The organism is Tistrella mobilis (assembly GCF_039634785.1).
GTDB classification, from domain to species: Bacteria; Pseudomonadota; Alphaproteobacteria; order Tistrellales; family Tistrellaceae; genus Tistrella; species Tistrella mobilis.
This window is the reverse complement of the sequence record NZ_JBBIAB010000010.1, coordinates 178,535-192,618: the sequence shown is the minus strand read 5'-3', so window position 1 is coordinate 192,618 and position 14,084 is coordinate 178,535. Positions and strand designations below refer to the sequence as shown.

The 14,084-nt window shown below is 68.9% G+C and carries 16 protein-coding genes; 11 read left to right on the top strand and 5 right to left on the bottom strand.

What is annotated here, in order from left to right; genetic code table 11:
• Positions 1 to 138: 138 nt before the first annotated feature.
• The 3 genes from WI697_RS16295 to phnF all read right to left on the bottom strand — a co-directional run bounded on the left by WI697_RS16295 (position 139) and on the right by phnF (position 2,654).
• The gene (locus tag WI697_RS16295; RefSeq protein ID WP_345959171.1) at positions 139 to 1,017 is read right to left on the bottom strand and encodes a hypothetical protein; all 879 of its coding nucleotides are present in this window, start codon (positions 1,015 to 1,017) and stop codon (positions 139 to 141) included.
• 119 nt (positions 1,018 to 1,136) lie between these two features.
• Positions 1,137 to 1,712 carry a peptidylprolyl isomerase gene (locus WI697_RS16290; RefSeq protein ID WP_345959170.1) on the bottom strand — a complete coding sequence of 192 codons (576 nt, stop codon included), beginning with the start codon at positions 1,710 to 1,712 and terminating at the stop codon, positions 1,137 to 1,139.
• A 174-nt stretch (positions 1,713 to 1,886) separates the two neighbouring features.
• On the bottom strand, positions 1,887 to 2,654 hold the full coding sequence (gene phnF, locus WI697_RS16285; RefSeq protein ID WP_345959169.1) for a phosphonate metabolism transcriptional regulator PhnF: 768 nt from the start codon (positions 2,652 to 2,654) through the stop codon (positions 1,887 to 1,889).
• A gap of 174 nt (positions 2,655 to 2,828) precedes the next feature.
• Here phnF and phnG point away from each other — a divergent pair, with 174 nt between their 5' ends.
• Genes phnG through phnN form a run of 8 tightly spaced genes read left to right on the top strand, consistent with a single transcriptional unit; the run spans position 2,829 to position 9,362 of the window.
• Entirely contained in the window at positions 2,829 to 3,359 is a 531-nt protein-coding gene (phnG, locus tag WI697_RS16280; RefSeq protein WP_345959167.1) for a phosphonate C-P lyase system protein PhnG, read from the top strand.
• A 5-nt stretch (positions 3,360 to 3,364) separates the two neighbouring features.
• Positions 3,365 to 3,994, top strand: coding sequence for a phosphonate C-P lyase system protein PhnH (phnH, locus tag WI697_RS16275; protein ID WP_082828367.1), 630 nt, complete (start codon positions 3,365 to 3,367; stop codon positions 3,992 to 3,994).
• A gap of 4 nt (positions 3,995 to 3,998) precedes the next feature.
• Positions 3,999 to 5,159 carry a carbon-phosphorus lyase complex subunit PhnI gene (locus WI697_RS16270; RefSeq protein WP_345959166.1) on the top strand — a complete coding sequence of 387 codons (1,161 nt, stop codon included), beginning with the start codon at positions 3,999 to 4,001 and terminating at the stop codon, positions 5,157 to 5,159.
• Positions 5,156 to 6,094: an alpha-D-ribose 1-methylphosphonate 5-phosphate C-P-lyase PhnJ gene (locus WI697_RS16265; protein WP_014745615.1), complete on the top strand. Its 939-nt coding sequence runs from the start codon at positions 5,156 to 5,158 to the stop codon at positions 6,092 to 6,094. The genes WI697_RS16270 and WI697_RS16265 overlap by 4 nt, the downstream gene beginning before the upstream one ends.
• Complete coding sequence (gene phnK, locus WI697_RS16260; RefSeq protein ID WP_345959165.1) at positions 6,091 to 6,900, top strand: phosphonate C-P lyase system protein PhnK; 810 nt, start codon at positions 6,091 to 6,093, stop codon at positions 6,898 to 6,900. The genes WI697_RS16265 and phnK overlap by 4 nt, the downstream gene beginning before the upstream one ends.
• Positions 6,901 to 6,916: 16 nt before the next feature.
• Positions 6,917 to 7,654, top strand: coding sequence for a phosphonate C-P lyase system protein PhnL (gene phnL, locus WI697_RS16255; protein WP_345959164.1), 738 nt, complete (start codon positions 6,917 to 6,919; stop codon positions 7,652 to 7,654).
• Positions 7,651 to 8,796 (top strand): alpha-D-ribose 1-methylphosphonate 5-triphosphate diphosphatase, encoded by a 1,146-nt coding sequence (locus WI697_RS16250; RefSeq protein ID WP_345959163.1) that lies wholly within the window; start codon positions 7,651 to 7,653, stop codon positions 8,794 to 8,796. Before phnL ends, WI697_RS16250 begins: the two co-directional genes overlap by 4 nt.
• Positions 8,797 to 8,798: 2 nt before the next feature.
• Positions 8,799 to 9,362, top strand: coding sequence for a phosphonate metabolism protein/1,5-bisphosphokinase (PRPP-forming) PhnN (phnN, locus tag WI697_RS16245; protein WP_345959161.1), 564 nt, complete (start codon positions 8,799 to 8,801; stop codon positions 9,360 to 9,362).
• Positions 9,363 to 9,403: 41 nt separating this feature from the next.
• On the opposite strand, the gene WI697_RS16240 is transcribed toward phnN, so the two are convergent.
• The gene (locus WI697_RS16240; RefSeq protein ID WP_156503083.1) at positions 9,404 to 9,979 is read right to left on the bottom strand and encodes a DUF805 domain-containing protein; all 576 of its coding nucleotides are present in this window, start codon (positions 9,977 to 9,979) and stop codon (positions 9,404 to 9,406) included.
• Positions 9,980 to 10,069: 90 nt separating this feature from the next.
• On the bottom strand, positions 10,070 to 10,783 hold the full coding sequence (locus WI697_RS16235) for a DUF1045 domain-containing protein (protein ID WP_345959160.1): 714 nt from the start codon (positions 10,781 to 10,783) through the stop codon (positions 10,070 to 10,072).
• A gap of 340 nt (positions 10,784 to 11,123) precedes the next feature.
• Between WI697_RS16235 and phnC the strand changes: the two genes are divergently transcribed.
• From phnC to phnE, 3 genes are all read left to right on the top strand, one after another.
• Positions 11,124 to 11,978, top strand: coding sequence for a phosphonate ABC transporter ATP-binding protein (gene phnC, locus WI697_RS16230; RefSeq protein ID WP_345959159.1), 855 nt, complete (start codon positions 11,124 to 11,126; stop codon positions 11,976 to 11,978).
• Between the two features lie 66 nt (positions 11,979 to 12,044).
• On the top strand, positions 12,045 to 13,079 hold the full coding sequence (gene phnD / locus WI697_RS16225; protein WP_062762807.1) for a phosphonate ABC transporter substrate-binding protein: 1,035 nt from the start codon (positions 12,045 to 12,047) through the stop codon (positions 13,077 to 13,079).
• A gap of 104 nt (positions 13,080 to 13,183) precedes the next feature.
• Entirely contained in the window at positions 13,184 to 13,990 is an 807-nt protein-coding gene (phnE, locus tag WI697_RS16220; protein WP_014745606.1) for a phosphonate ABC transporter, permease protein PhnE, read from the top strand.
• Positions 13,991 to 14,084: the final 94 nt, after the last annotated feature.

Genomic DNA, 14,084 nt, shown 5'->3' with positions numbered 1-14,084 from the left:
GCCTGCTGCAGACTGTCCGCCCCCGACCGGCACTTGCCGGCCTGGTAGCGGGGCGCACCCCACAAAAAACGGGTGACCGCCTGTGGCGATCACCCGTCGTCGTTCTGGCCGGCTGAAAGCCGGGCCGTATCCTGCAGGTCAGGCTGCCGGCAGCAGGGCCTGGATGGGCCAGGCTGCGGCTTCCGCCGTCGGGCGGGCGACCAGCAGGCGGGCGCGGTAGAAGCCGTCGATTTCGGCGCCGCCGGTGTCGATGCCGAAATCGGCCAGGCGGTCGAGCGCGGCGGTCTGCTCGCTCTGATCGTGGAAGCGGCGGTGGCGGAACGTCTTGGAGCTGTGTTCCACCGCATAGCCGTGATCGGCCAGCATTTCTTCCAGGTCGCGTGTGTCGACCGTGCGCACCGGCATCGACAGCACCCAGGGCTTGCGGCCGTCTTCGGCCGCCGAAATCAGCCTGGCGATGGTCGCCTCGCCGACATAGCCCATGCCGCCGGCCTCGACGATCACGTCGGTATCGGCCGCCCAGCGGGCCAGCTCGTCGCTCGGCGCCGCCGCCTCCAGATCCTCGACGAAGGCCCGTTCGATCAGGCCGACGGTGCGGGAATAGCGCAGCGCATTTTCGGCCACGTCGACACCGGCGATGCGGTGCTGGGCCGCCGCCTTGCGGCGCTGGAGCATGTTGCGGTCATAGGCGATACGGCCCGCATCATCAGGCTGGGCTGCGCGCTTGGGATCGGTATAGAGCCGGTGCAGCGTGCCAGGCTGCAGGTCGTGGTTCAACATCATCGGCAGCGCGCCGTAGCCGCTGCACAGATCGATCAGCTTCAGCGACCCGCGGCCACGTGCCACCGCCAGGCTGCCGAGCAGCGAGCGGTAGAAGCCTGCGGCGATCTCGGGGGTCTGGTAATCGAGAGGTGCCAGGCGCTGCCAGTACGCTGCCGGATCCGAGAGGTTGTACACATCATCGAACATGGCCTTGCCGGGGCCCCAGAGACTGGTATCGGGACGGCCGCTGTTCATGGGAGATCCTCCTTGCTTGTTGATCCGGAAAGTCTGCTGCATCACCTATCAACTTCGAGTTGATAAACGGACAGATGGAACGGCCCGCGGCGGCCTTTCGGGCCGCCGCGGCTGTGGGATTACTTCGGGGCTGCGTCGGCCAGGACCTGCATCTTCTCGATGCGGTCGGGGCGCCGCGGCGGTTCGCCGGGCGCGATGCGGTCGACGAGATCCATGCCTTCGACCACTTCACCCCAGACGGTATAGCTGCCGTCGAGGTGGCCGGCGCGGTCGTAGCAGATGAAGAACTGGCTGTCGCCGCTGTCCAGGTCGCTGCCGCGGGCCATGCCCACGGTGCCGCGCCGGAAGGGCGTGTTCGACAGTTCCGCCTTCAGCTTCTTGCCCGACCCGCCACGGCCGGTGCCGGTGGGGTCGCCGGTCTGGGCCATGAAGCCGGGGATGACGCGGTGAAAAACCACGCCGTCATAGAAACCCTGCCGGGTGAGTTCCTTGATCCGCGCCACATGCCCCGGCGCGATGTCCGGACGCAGGCGGATCAGAACCTTGCCCGACGCAAGGGTCATGACCAGGGTGTTCTCGGGATCCGGTGCCCCTGCGGGGGCCGGGTTGGTCTGGGCCAGGGCGTTTCCTGCGATACCCGTGGCAGCTGCGGCGCCGGCAAGAAGGCCGAGGGCCGCGCGTCGGCTGATCGTCACCAAGCGAGGGGTCCTGATCATGGTCGTTGTGGCGGGTTCGAGCGAAATATAGGGGATCGGCACGCCGAAACCAACCCGTGGACCGAAATTCGCTGCGGGGATCTGCCGTAAGTTATTGACCCGGGGCGGGAAATTCTCCGGGGTCATGCCGCGGTCGGCGGCGTTGCGGGCGATTTACATCGATGTCGATGCATCGGTTCTGTCTGCGGCGTCCGGATGGCGCGGGTCGGTGACGATCTGAACCCGATCGCCGGCAAACAGGGTGATGCCGTACTGGACGGGGCGGCCATTTACATCGACGTCGATGTATTCCGTCTTGAGCACCGGCCGGTTCGGCGGCTGGCGCAGCAGGCCGGCCTCTTCGGCGGAGGGCATGCGCGCGGTGATGCGGGTGCGGCCGCGGGTATAGTCGTGGATGTCGAAACGGGTGAGGGCGAGGGTCATGGAGGGCGTCTCGCGGAACACCTCGTCGATGCCGCGGAAGCGTTCGAAATCCAGGTAATGCCGCCCCAGGCTGACCGGCACGTTGTCGGCGAAGGAGAGGGTGGTGAGATAGATCAGCGGCGCCCCTTCCGGAACGCCCAGCCCCTCGGCGATGCGGCCGGTGGCGGCAACGGCGGCCGCTTCCAGCAGCATGCCGGCGGGGCGCCGCTCCTGCGCTTTCAGATTGGCGCTGAACCGGGTGCGGGGCCCCAGGGCGTAGTCCATCACGTTTTCATGCACGAAGGTGCCGCGACCCTGTTCCACCCGGATCAAGCCGCGGGTCTTCAATTCGCGGATCGCGCGGCGGACGGTGTGGCGGTTGGCCCCGAAGCGTTCCGCCAGCTGGTGTTCGGTGGCGAGCTGGGCACCCGGCGTCATGATGCCGCGCTGAATCTCGTCGGCGAGCACCCGTTCGATCTGCCGCCAGAGCGTCACCCCCGGTTCCCGGTCGATGGCCATCCGATCCCCCTTCTGGTCCTGCTGCGGTACCGCAGCGTCATGCAAACGTCACCCTCCCGGGCTTGCCCTCGGGCGGTGATGGAGGCATCATGCCCATAAGAGATACGGATGTCTATACAAATATACCAGGTTGTCGACATCCGCTTCGACGCGGGTACGGAAGGAACAAGTCCGATGACGATGACGGCGGGAATGGCCGGCGGCACGGCGGAAACGGCCGGCGGCACGGCGGAAACGGCCGGCGAGGCGGCGGATCAGGTGGCGCGCAGGCGCTGGCTGGCGGTGCTGGCCCGTGCCGATCGTGGCCGGTTGCAGGCGGCGCTGGATGATCTGCCCGGCGGCCGGGCCGGTGTGCTGGCGGGGGCGGTGGCCCTGCGCCGCCCGGAAACCGGTCTGGCCATGGTCCGCGGCCGCGCGGGCGGGGCAGGGGCCCGGTTCAATCTGGGCGAGATGACCGTCTCGCGCGCCGTGGTGCGGCTGAAGGACGGTGAGGCCGGGGTCGGTTATGTCGCCGGGCGCGACCGGGTGAAGGCCGAACTGGTGGCGGTTCTGGACGCGCTGCTCCAGACCGGGTCCCACGGCCCGCAGCTGATGCGCGACCTGGTCGAGCCGCTGGCGGCGGAACAGGCCGCAGCCCGGGCCCTGGCCTCACGCAAGGCGGCGGCGAGCCGGGTGGAGTTCTTCACCATGGTGCGCGGGGAGTGACACGGATGAGCCTGAGCCCTGACATGCCGGCGGCGGCCCCGCTCGCCAGCCTTGCCCCCGGCTTCCCCGACCCGGTCGGCGATGCCCAGACCACCTTTCGCGCCGTGCTGGACGCCATGGCCCGCCCCGGCCGTATCGCCAGGGTGACGGCGGTGCCGGGGCTGGACCGGCCGCTGTCGCGCGCCGCCGCCGCCGTGCTGCTGGCGCTGGCCGATCACGACACCCCCGTCTGGCTGGACCGGGTCTCGGCCCCGGCGCTGCCTTATCTGCGCTTTCACACCGGCGCACCGCTGGCGGTCGCCCCCGACAAGGCGGCCTTCGCGGTGATCGGCGATCCCGAGACGATGCCGGCGCCCGATCGTTTCGCCCTCGGCACCGATGCCTATCCCGACCGCTCCACCACGCTGGTGATCGAGGTCGAGACGCTGTCGACCGCAACGGCCGCCGGCTGGCGGCTGGAAGGGCCCGGTATCGACGGGGCGGCGCATCTGGCTGTGACCGGGCTGCCGGCCGGCTTCGTTGCCGCCCGCGCGGCGCTGGCGCCGCTCTATCCCCGCGGCCTGGATATCGTGCTGACGGCGGGCGACCGGCTGGCGGCCCTGCCGCGCACCACCCGCATCACCCCGGAGGGCTGATCCGATGTATGTTGCGGTCAAGGGCGGCGAGGCGGCGATCGCCAATGCCCACCGGCTGCTGGCGGAAGACCGCCGCGGCGACCCGCAGGTGGCGGAGCTTGGCGTCGACCAGATCACCGGCCAGCTGGGCCGGGCGGTCGACCGGGTGATGACCGAAGGCTCGGTCTATGATCCCGAACTCGCCGGGCTCGCCATCAAACAGGCCCAGGGCGACCTGGTCGAAGCGATCTTCCTGCTCAGGGCCTATCGCACCACCCTGCCGCGCTTCGGTGCGACGGAGCCGGTCGATACCGCGCGCATGGCGATCGCCCGGCGCATCTCGGCCACCTTCAAGGATCTGCCGGGCGGCCAGGTGCTGGGCTCGACCTTCGACTATACCCATCGCCTGCTGGATTTCGGCCTGCTGGCGGGCGGCAGCGCCCCGGAACCGGTTCTGCCGCTGGCCGAGCCCCTGGACGACGCCATGCCGCGGGTCACCGATCTGCTGAACCATGAAGGGCTGATCGAGCGCGAGCTGCCCGCCGTGGACGAGGACGAAGAGACGGTCCCCGACCTCACCCGCGAGCCGCTGGACTTCCCGGCCGACCGGGCGCTGCGGCTGCAGAGCCTGGCCCGCGGCGACGAGGGTTTTCTGCTGGCGCTCGGCTATTCGACCCAGCGCGGCTATGCCAACAGCCATCCCTTCGCGGGCGAGATCCGCATCGGCCGGGTCGCCGTCGAGATGGTCCCCGAAGAGCTGGGTTTTGCGGTCGAGATCGGCGAGATCGAGCTGACCGAATGCCAGATGATCAACCAGTTCCGGGGCACGGCGGCGGCGCCGCCGCAATTCACCCGCGGCTACGGGCTGGGCTTCGGCCAGGTCGAACGCAAGGCCATGGCCATGGCGCTGGTCGACCGGGCGATGCGCGCGGGCGAGCTGGGCGAGGCGGTGATGGGCCCGGCCCAGGATCCGGAATTCGTGCTCTACCACGCCGACAATGTCGAAGCCTCGGGCTTCGTGCAGCATCTGAAGCTGCCGCATTACGTCGATTTCCAGTCGGAACTCGACATGGTCCGCCGCCTGCGCCGCGCGCATGGCGAGCGGCATGGTGGCCGACAGGACGCTGACGACCAGGACGCTGACGACCAGGACGCTGACGACCAGGACAGGGACGCGGCAGAATGACCTCCCCCGCGACGACCACCGTTCTTGCCGCTGACGCCGATGGCAGCAGCGCCGACGGCTACAACTTCGCCTATCTGGACGAGCAGACCAAGCGGATGATCCGCCGGGCGATCCTGAAAGGCGTCGCCATCCCCGGCTATCAGGTGCCCTTCGCCAGCCGCGAAATGCCGCTGCCCTATGGCTGGGGCACCGGCGGTATCCAGGTGACCGCCGCCGTGCTTGGCCGGGACGACGTGCTCAAGGTCATCGACCAGGGGGCGGACGATACCACCAACGCCGTGTCGATCCGCCGCTTCTTCGCCCGCACCGCCGGGGTGGCGACCACCGAGCGGACGCGCGAGGCGACCATCATCCAGACCCGCCACCGCGTGCCCGAGGCCCGGCTGACGGAAGACCAGATCCTGGTCTATCAGGTGCCGATCCCGGAACCGCTGCGCTGGCTGGAGCCGCGCGAGACCGAGACCCGTCGCATGCATGCGCTGGCGGAATATGGCGCGATGCATGTGAAGCTCTACGAAGACATCGCCCGCCATGGCCGCATCGCCACCACCTATGACTATCCGGTGATGGTGGCGGGGCGGCATCTGGCGCGGCCGTCGCCCATTCCCAAATTCGACAACCCCAAGCTGGACGATGCGCCCTTCCTGCAGCTGTTCGGCGCCGGGCGCGAGAAGCGGATCTATGCGATCCCGCCCCATACCACCGTGCGCAGCCTGGATTTCGAGGACCACCCCTTCGACGTGGAAGGCTGGGACCGGCCCTGCGCGCTGTGCGGTGCCACCGACAGCTATCTGGACGAGGTGATCGTCGACGACCGGGGCGGGCGTATCTTCGTCTGTTCCGACACCGATCACTGCACCAGCCGGCGCGAGGCCGGCCATGAGGGGCCGGGCATGGATGCCCCGTTCCATCCGGGCGAGGAGGGCGCGCGATGAACGCGATCGCAAAGGCCGCCGAGACCCTGTCCCCCGCCCGGCCGCTGCTGGCGGTGGAGGGGCTGGAGAAGCGCTACGGCACCGCCATCGCCTGCACCGACGTCTCGTTCCGGATGTGGCCGGGAGAGGTGCTGGGCATCGTGGGCGAGAGCGGGTCGGGCAAGACCACGCTGCTCGGCATGCTGTCGGGGCGGATCGAGACCGATGGCGGACGGGCGCTTTACACCGACCGCGCCGGCGCCACCCATGACGTGGTGACCATGGGCGAGGCCGAGCGTCGCCGGCTGGCGCGCGAGGAATGGGGCATCGTCCACCAGAACCCGCGCGACGGGCTGCGGCTGGATGTTTCCGCCGGTGCCAATGTCGGCGAACCGCTGATGGCGACCGGTGCGCGGCATTACGGCCGGATCCGCGACCGGGCGCTCGACTGGCTGGGACGGGTGGAAATCGACGGCGGGCGGATCGACGACCTGCCGCGCACCTTTTCCGGCGGCATGCAGCAGCGCCTGCAGATCGCCCGCAATCTGGTGATCGGTCCCAGGCTGGTGTTCATGGACGAGCCGACCGGCGGGCTCGACGTTTCGGTGCAGGCGCGGCTGCTCGACCTGATCCGCGAACTGAACGAGGATCTGGGCCTGTCGGTGCTGATCGTCACCCACGACCTGGCGGTCGCCCGTCTGCTCGCCGACCGGCTGATGGTGATGCGCCGCGGCCGGGTGGTGGAACAGGGGCTGACCGACCAGATCCTCGACGACCCGCAGCACCCCTATACCCAGCTGCTCGTCTCTTCCGTGCTCCAGGTCTGATCCGATGGTGACCCCGATGACGCAAGATTTGGCCGGAACGGCGATGCCGGTCGCGGATGGCTGGCGGCTGAAGGCCGAAGGCATCTCCAAGACCTTCGTGCTCCACACCCAGGGCGGCGTGCGGCTGCCGGTGCTCGATCGGGTCGATCTGGAAGTGGCGCCCGGCGAATGCGTGGTGCTGGACGGCCCTTCCGGGACCGGCAAGAGCACCCTGCTCAAAACCCTCTATGCCAATTATCTGGCCGATCAGGGCCGGGTTCTGGTCCGCCATGGCGCAGATGTGGTCGACATGTGCAGGGCGGAGCCGCGCGAGGTGCTGGATGTCCGCCGCCGGACCATGGGCTATGTCAGCCAGTTCCTGCGGGTGATCCCGCGTGTCGCAACCCTCAGGATCGTCGCCGAGCCGCTGCGTCGGCGCGGGGCGGGGGCGGCCGAGGCCGAGGCGCGCGCGGCCGAACTGCTGACGGCGCTGAACCTGCCCGAACGGCTGTGGTCGCTGCCGCCCGCTACGTTCTCGGGCGGCGAGCAGCAGCGGGTGAACATCGCCCGCGGCCTGGCCGCCGGCCATCCGGTGCTGCTGCTGGACGAGCCGACCGCCTCTCTGGATGCCGGCAATGTCGATGCGGCCTGCGGGCTGATCGAAGCCGCCCGCAGCAATGGTGCCGCGATCGTCGCCATCTTCCACGACCGGGCGGTGCGCGACCGCCTGGCGACCCGCCTTCTGCCCCTCACCCCCGCCGGAGCCGCCGCATGACCGCCCAGACCATCCTGACCAATGCCCGGGTGGTGACGCCCGAAACCGTGCTGCCGCGGGCGACCGTGGTGGTGGCAGAGGGTCGTATCGTCGAACTGGCCGAAGGGGTTTCGGGCCTTGCCGGCGCGATCGACCTTGAGGGCGATCATCTGATCCCGGGGCTGGTGGAGCTGCACACCGACAATCTGGAGCGGCATTTCGCGCCGCGGCCGGGGGTGCGCTGGCCGTCGCTGCCGGCCGTGCGGGCACATGATGCGGAACTGGCTGCGGCCGGCATCACAACGGTCTTCGACGCCGTGACCATCGGCGATCTGAAACAGGGCAACCGGGCGCGCGATCTGGCCGACATGATCGAGGCGGTGGCCGATGCCAAGGCCCGCGACCTGCTCCGCGTCGACCATCTTCTGCATCTGCGCTGCGAGATCGCCCATGAACGGATGCAGGCGCTGGTCGAGCCGCTGGTCGGTCATCCGCTGACCGGCATGCTGTCGATCATGGACCACACCCCCGGCCAGCGGCAGTTCGTCGACGAGGCGAAATACCGCGAATACTACATGGGCAAGCACGGTGTGGGTCCCGACGAGATCGAGGAGATGATCGTCAACCAGAAGCGCATGCAGGCGGAATACGCGCCCGCCAACCGCGCCTATGTGGTGGCGCAGGCGCGGACCCGCGGCTATGCGCTCGCCTCTCACGACGACGCCACGGCCGACCATGTGGCCGAGGCCGAGGCCGATGGCTGTTCGGTGGCCGAGTTCCCGACCACCATCGAGGCGGCGCGCGCATCGAAGGCCGCCGGCATGGCGGTGCTGATGGGGGCGCCCAATCTGGTGCGGGGCGGCTCTCATTCCGGCAATGTCTCGGCCCGGGCGCTTGCCGAAGCCGGGCTGCTCGACGTGCTGTCGTCGGATTACGTGCCGGCGAGCCTGCTGCATGCGGCCATGATGCTGGCGGATGTGGAGGGGGTGGGGCTGGCAGCCGCCATTCGCACCGTCACCGACATTCCGGCACGCGCGGTCGGGCTGGACGATCGCGGCCGGATCGCGGCCGGCGCACAGGCCGATCTGGTGCGCTTCGCCGTGGTCGATGGCCATGTGCCGCTGATCCGGAACGTCTGGCGGCGCGGCCGGCAGGTGCTCTGATCATGGATGCGGCCGAAGGTGAGACCGGGGGCCTGCTCTGCCTGGTGGTGGGGCCGTCGGGTGCGGGCAAGGATACGCTGATGGAGCGCGCGCGGGCCGAACTGGCCCCGCGCGGCCGTCATCTCTTCGTCCGGCGGGTGATCACCCGCCCGGCTGATGCCGGGGGCGAGGATCACGAGCCCGAAACCGTCGCCGGCTTCCAGGCCCGGGCGGCGGCCGGCGACTTCCTGCTGCACTGGCAGGCCCACGGCCTTTGCTACGGCATTCCGGCGACGGTTGCGGCGGCGCGGCGCGACGGGCTGACGGTGGTCGCCAATGTGTCGCGTGCGGTGCTGGACGATGCCCGGCGGCGGGCGGCGCCGGTCAGGATCGTGGTGGTCGATGCCCCTGATGCGGTGCTGGCCGAACGGCTGGCCGCCCGCGGCCGGGAGACGCCGGAGGATATCCGGCGCCGCCTGGCCCGGGCCCGGGCGGAGATGCCCGCCGGGCCCGATGTGGTTGTGGTCGACAATGGCGGCGCGCTGGACGACGCCGTTGCCGCCTTCATCCGCGCGATCGACGGCTGACGGCTGCCGGTCGTCTGTATGCGTCGGCCGCGGGTAATGTATCAGTAGCCGGTGTGCAGAGGGTCGGGACCGAACCGGTTCGGACCCTCGGTGCCGCGCAGGAAGCCGATTTCGACCAGCAGCCAGATCCAGCCGATCAGCGGGATCAGCATGATCAGCTGAAACCAGCCGCTGCGGCCGCGATCATGGCAGCGGCGGGCGCCGATCGCGAGGCTGGGCCAGATTGCGGCCAGAGAGAACAGCCCGCTGAACAGCCCGCCCCCGGTTTCGGCATTGTAGGTGCCGAGGCCCACATCGAGCAGGGTCAACAGGATGCTGATCACGAAGACCGGCAGGATCAGATACAGCCAATAGGGCTTGCGGGTGGTGCGGCCGCGGAACGAGAAATAGAACGCCCACCACGAGAAGCCGTCCCCGCCCCGGGCGGCGGCCGGCGCCTGCACCGGAAAGATCGCCTGGGCCATCTGGCCCTCGGGGTGGAAATCGACCGGAACACCGCTTTCGGGGCGGATGACGCTTCGCCATTCGGTGCCCGAAAATTCATAGCGCAGGCCGTCTTCGCCTTCGATGGCGCCCGTGCCCGTCCGGCTGTCGAAGCCGATGACCTTGCCCTTCATGGAAATTCTGCCTTCGGATGCGGTAGGGGGATGTCGCGCTTTTGCGTCGTTGTCGTTGACGTGTCAGCATCCCATCCTGCGTCTGCCGCATCAACCGCGGAGCGCGAAGCGGCGGTGGCAAATGAAGGGCGCGCCCGGCGCGGCTTCCACGGCGACTGCAATGGCATCGATGACGAAGGGCCGGGTGGCAAAAGCCGCGGTGGCGCCGGCCAGGGCATCGAACAGCCGGGCAACCGCCGGCTCGTCTTCGGGCAACCGGCCGGTCAGGGTCATGTGGAAGCGGAAATCCTCCAGCACATGGGGGTAGCCCCAGCGGTCCATCAGTTCGATCTGCCGCGGGGTGAGGCGGCTTTTGGCCAGCCGTTTCGCCCGGTCCCCGGCATCGAGCGGCCGGCGCAGATCATTGGTGCCCTCCACGATCCGGGCGGCGAAATCCTGCAGCGCGTCCGAGCGCGCGGCCGGCACCAGCGCCAGGAAATGCGCGATCCGGCGGAGCTGCAGCCCTTGCGGGATCACCACCCGGGGCAGGGCGGCGGCAAGCTCCGCCGCCCGGGCCTCGATGGCGTCCAGATCGACGCCTTCGGCCGGGCGGAAGGGCGCGCGCAGGGTGGCATGGAAGCCATAGCGCCGCGGCTCTGCCGTCACGGCATCGAGGGCGTCGACGGACCAGTTCTCCGGTACCGCCGGGCGCGGCGCCAGGGGCCCGCCATCTGCCGCGCGGCCGAGCCAGGCAGCCCCGAAGGCCCCCAGCGGATCCGAGGTGCCGGGCATGACGTAAAGGGCGGCACGGTACGGTACCGGCATCGGCGCGGATCTCCTGAAGACCAAGGGGCGACATCCTTCCGGATAGATCCGGAATTGCGGATGTGTATCAAGGATTTGTCTAGGGGGCGGGGCCCTCCGGCAGCTCCGTGATGCCATGGGGGCGGCCCTTCATCAATGCTTTACCGCGTCGTCACCGAAACGTCATCGAAGCCGGCTAATCAGATAGCCGACGGGGCCGCGCAATGTGGCCGCCCGGGGTACGGCCGCAGGTGATCTGAACCCGCCTGGCCGGCCCGACCGGGACGTATCCGACGGGGGGAACCCCTGCGCGGGACGACATTGCCCCCCGATGCAGGACATTCGGAAGGACCGACCGGCGATGACCGACAGCGCCAGCGCACCCGCCATCGAGGTGGCGCGCCTGACCAAGACGTTCCGTGGCCATCGTGCGCTGGACGGCGTGAGCTTCCAGGTCGCCCGGGGCGAAATGGTCGCCCTGATCGGTGCCTCGGGCTCGGGCAAGTCGACGCTGATGCGCCATCTTTCCGGCCTGATCGCCTCGGACCGCACGGAAGGCGGCGAGATCCGCATGCTGGGCGGTTCGGTGCAGAAGAACGGCCGCATCGCCCGCGACATCCGCCGGCGCCGCGCCCGGATCGGCGTGGTCTTCCAGCAGTTCAACCTGGTCGGCCGGCTGACGGTGATCACCAATGTGCTGACCGGCACGCTCGGCAACCTGCCGCTCTGGCGGGTGATCACGGGGCGCTTCCGGCGCGACGACCGCATGCGGGCGCTGGCGTCGCTGGAGCGGGTCGGCATCGCCGAATGGGCTCATCGCCGCGCCTCCACCCTGTCGGGCGGCCAGCAGCAGCGGGCGGCGATCGCCCGGGCGCTGGTCCAGCAGGCCGAGGTGATCATGGCCGACGAGCCGATCGCGTCTCTGGACCCGGAAAGCGCCCGGCGGGTGATGGACACGCTCGCCCGGATCAATGTCGAGGACGGCACCACCGTCGTGGTCTCGCTGCACCAGGTGGATTACGCGCTCCGCTACTGCTCGCGGGTGATCGCGCTTTCGAAGGGCAGGCTGGTCTATGACGGCCCGTCTGCCGCGCTGACCAACGACATGCTCGCCCGTCTTTACGGGACCGAGATCGAGGATATCGGCCTGCCTGCGCGCGATCGCGCCGCACCGGCCGCTGCCTCTGCTTCTGCGGGGCAGGCGCTGGCGGTCTGACGCCGCGCCCTGCCACCCAACGCTTCCGCCTCACGCATCCCACGCCCCATGGAAGGCATGCACCCCATGTTCCTGAAGCGTCTGACCCAGGTGGCCGTGGCGGCCGCCATCGCCGTCGGTTCGGCCCTGCCGGCCGCCGCTGCCGAAGACATGAAGATCACCTCGATGAAGGAGATCAACTTCGGCATCATCTCGACCGAGTCGACCCAGAACCTGAAGACCATGTGGGACCCGTTCCTGGCCGACATGTCGCGCAAGCTGGGCGTCGAGGTGAAGGCCTTCTTTGCGCCTGACTATGCCGGCATCATCCAGGGCATGCGCTTCGACAAGGTCGACGTCGCCTGGTACGGCAACAAGTCGGCCATGGAAGCGGTGGACCGCGCCGGCGGCGAGATCTTCGCCCAGACGGTTGCGGCCGACGGGTCGCCCGGCTACTGGTCGCTGCTGATCACCCAGGCCGACCGCACCGACCTGAACTCGGTCGAGGACATGCTGGCCAAGGCCAAGGATCTGACCTTCAGCAACGGCGATCCCAACTCGACCTCGGGCTTCCTGGTGCCGAGCTACTACGTCTTCGCCCAGAACAATGTGGATGCCCGCACCGCCTTCAAGCGGACGCTGGCGGCGAACCACGAGACCAATGCGCTGGCGGTTGCCAACGGCCAGGTCGACGTTGCGACCAACAACACCGAGAACATGGCCCGCCTTGAGAAGACCTTCCCCGAGAAGGCCAAGCAGATCAAGGTGATCTGGAAGTCGCCGCTGATCCCGGCCGACCCGATCGTGTGGCGCACCAGCCTGCCGGCCGAGGCCAAGGAGAAGATCGCGAGCTTCTTCCTGACCTATGGTGTCGAGGGCCCGGACGCCGAGAAGGAAAAGGCGGTTCTGCAGGGTCTGACCTGGGCGCCGTTCCGCAAGAGCAGCAACGACCAGCTGATCCCGATCCGTCAGCTGGAGCTGTTCCGCTCGAAGGCGAAGCTCGAGGCCGATACGGCCATGGCCGCCGACGAGAAGGCGAAGAAGATCGCCGAGATCGACGCCCAGCTCGACGCGCTGAACAAGCGCGCCGCCGAGATCGAGAAGGCCGCCAAGGCTTCGTGATCCATCGGCCTCAAGCGACCGGCGGCTCCCCGCGCCGCCGGTCGTTCTTCATGTCAGACCAGTCTCGACCATCGACGTCGTTTTCTCTGAAAGTTCCGGCCGCCATGACCGATCTTGCCCAGCCCCGCACGCCCGGCATCACGCCGCCGCGCGACCTCAAGGGATCGCTGCTGCGCTACGTTACCTATGGCCTGCTCGCCGCCGTGCTGGTCTGGTCCTGGGACGGCGCCGAGATGCGGCCGCTGGACCTGTTCCGCGATGCCGGCAATATGGGCGTGTTCGGGGCCGAGTTCTTCCCGCCGAATTTCCACCAGTGGCGCTTCTATCTGGACGAGCTGCTGGTCACCATTCAGCTGGCGCTCTGGGGCACGGTGCTGGCGGTTGTTTTTGCCATTCCCTTCGGCATCCTGTCGTCGTCGAACGTGGCGCCGGTCTGGGTGGTGCAGCCGGTGCGGCGGATGATGGATGCGCTGCGCGCCATCAACGAAATGGTCTTCGCCATGCTGTTCGTGGTGGCGGTGGGCCTCGGCCCCTTCGCCGGCGTGCTGGCACTGTTCGTCCATACCACCGGCGTGCTGGCCAAGCTGTTCTCGGAAGCCGTGGAAGCGATCGACCCGCGGCCGGTGGAGGGCATCCGCGCCACCGGTGCCGGGCCGCTGGCCGAAGTGATCTATGGCGTGATCCCGCAGGTTCTGCCGCTCTGGGTGTCGTATTCGCTCTACCGTTTCGAAAGCAATGTCCGCTCGGCCACGGTGGTCGGCATGGTCGGTGCCGGCGGCATCGGCGTGGTGCTGTGGGAAGCGATCCGCGGCTTCTATTTCGCCGAGACCTGCGCGGTGATGATCATGATCATCGTCATGGTCAGCCTGCTGGACGTGATTTCAAGCCAGCTGCGCAAGCTGTTCATCTGACCGGAACCTTCCGCCCCGATCTCCTGTATCATCCCTGTCGAACCGCCGCCGGCCGGTGCCGCGGCGGTTCGTGGCGTTTGCAGGCAGGAGAAGA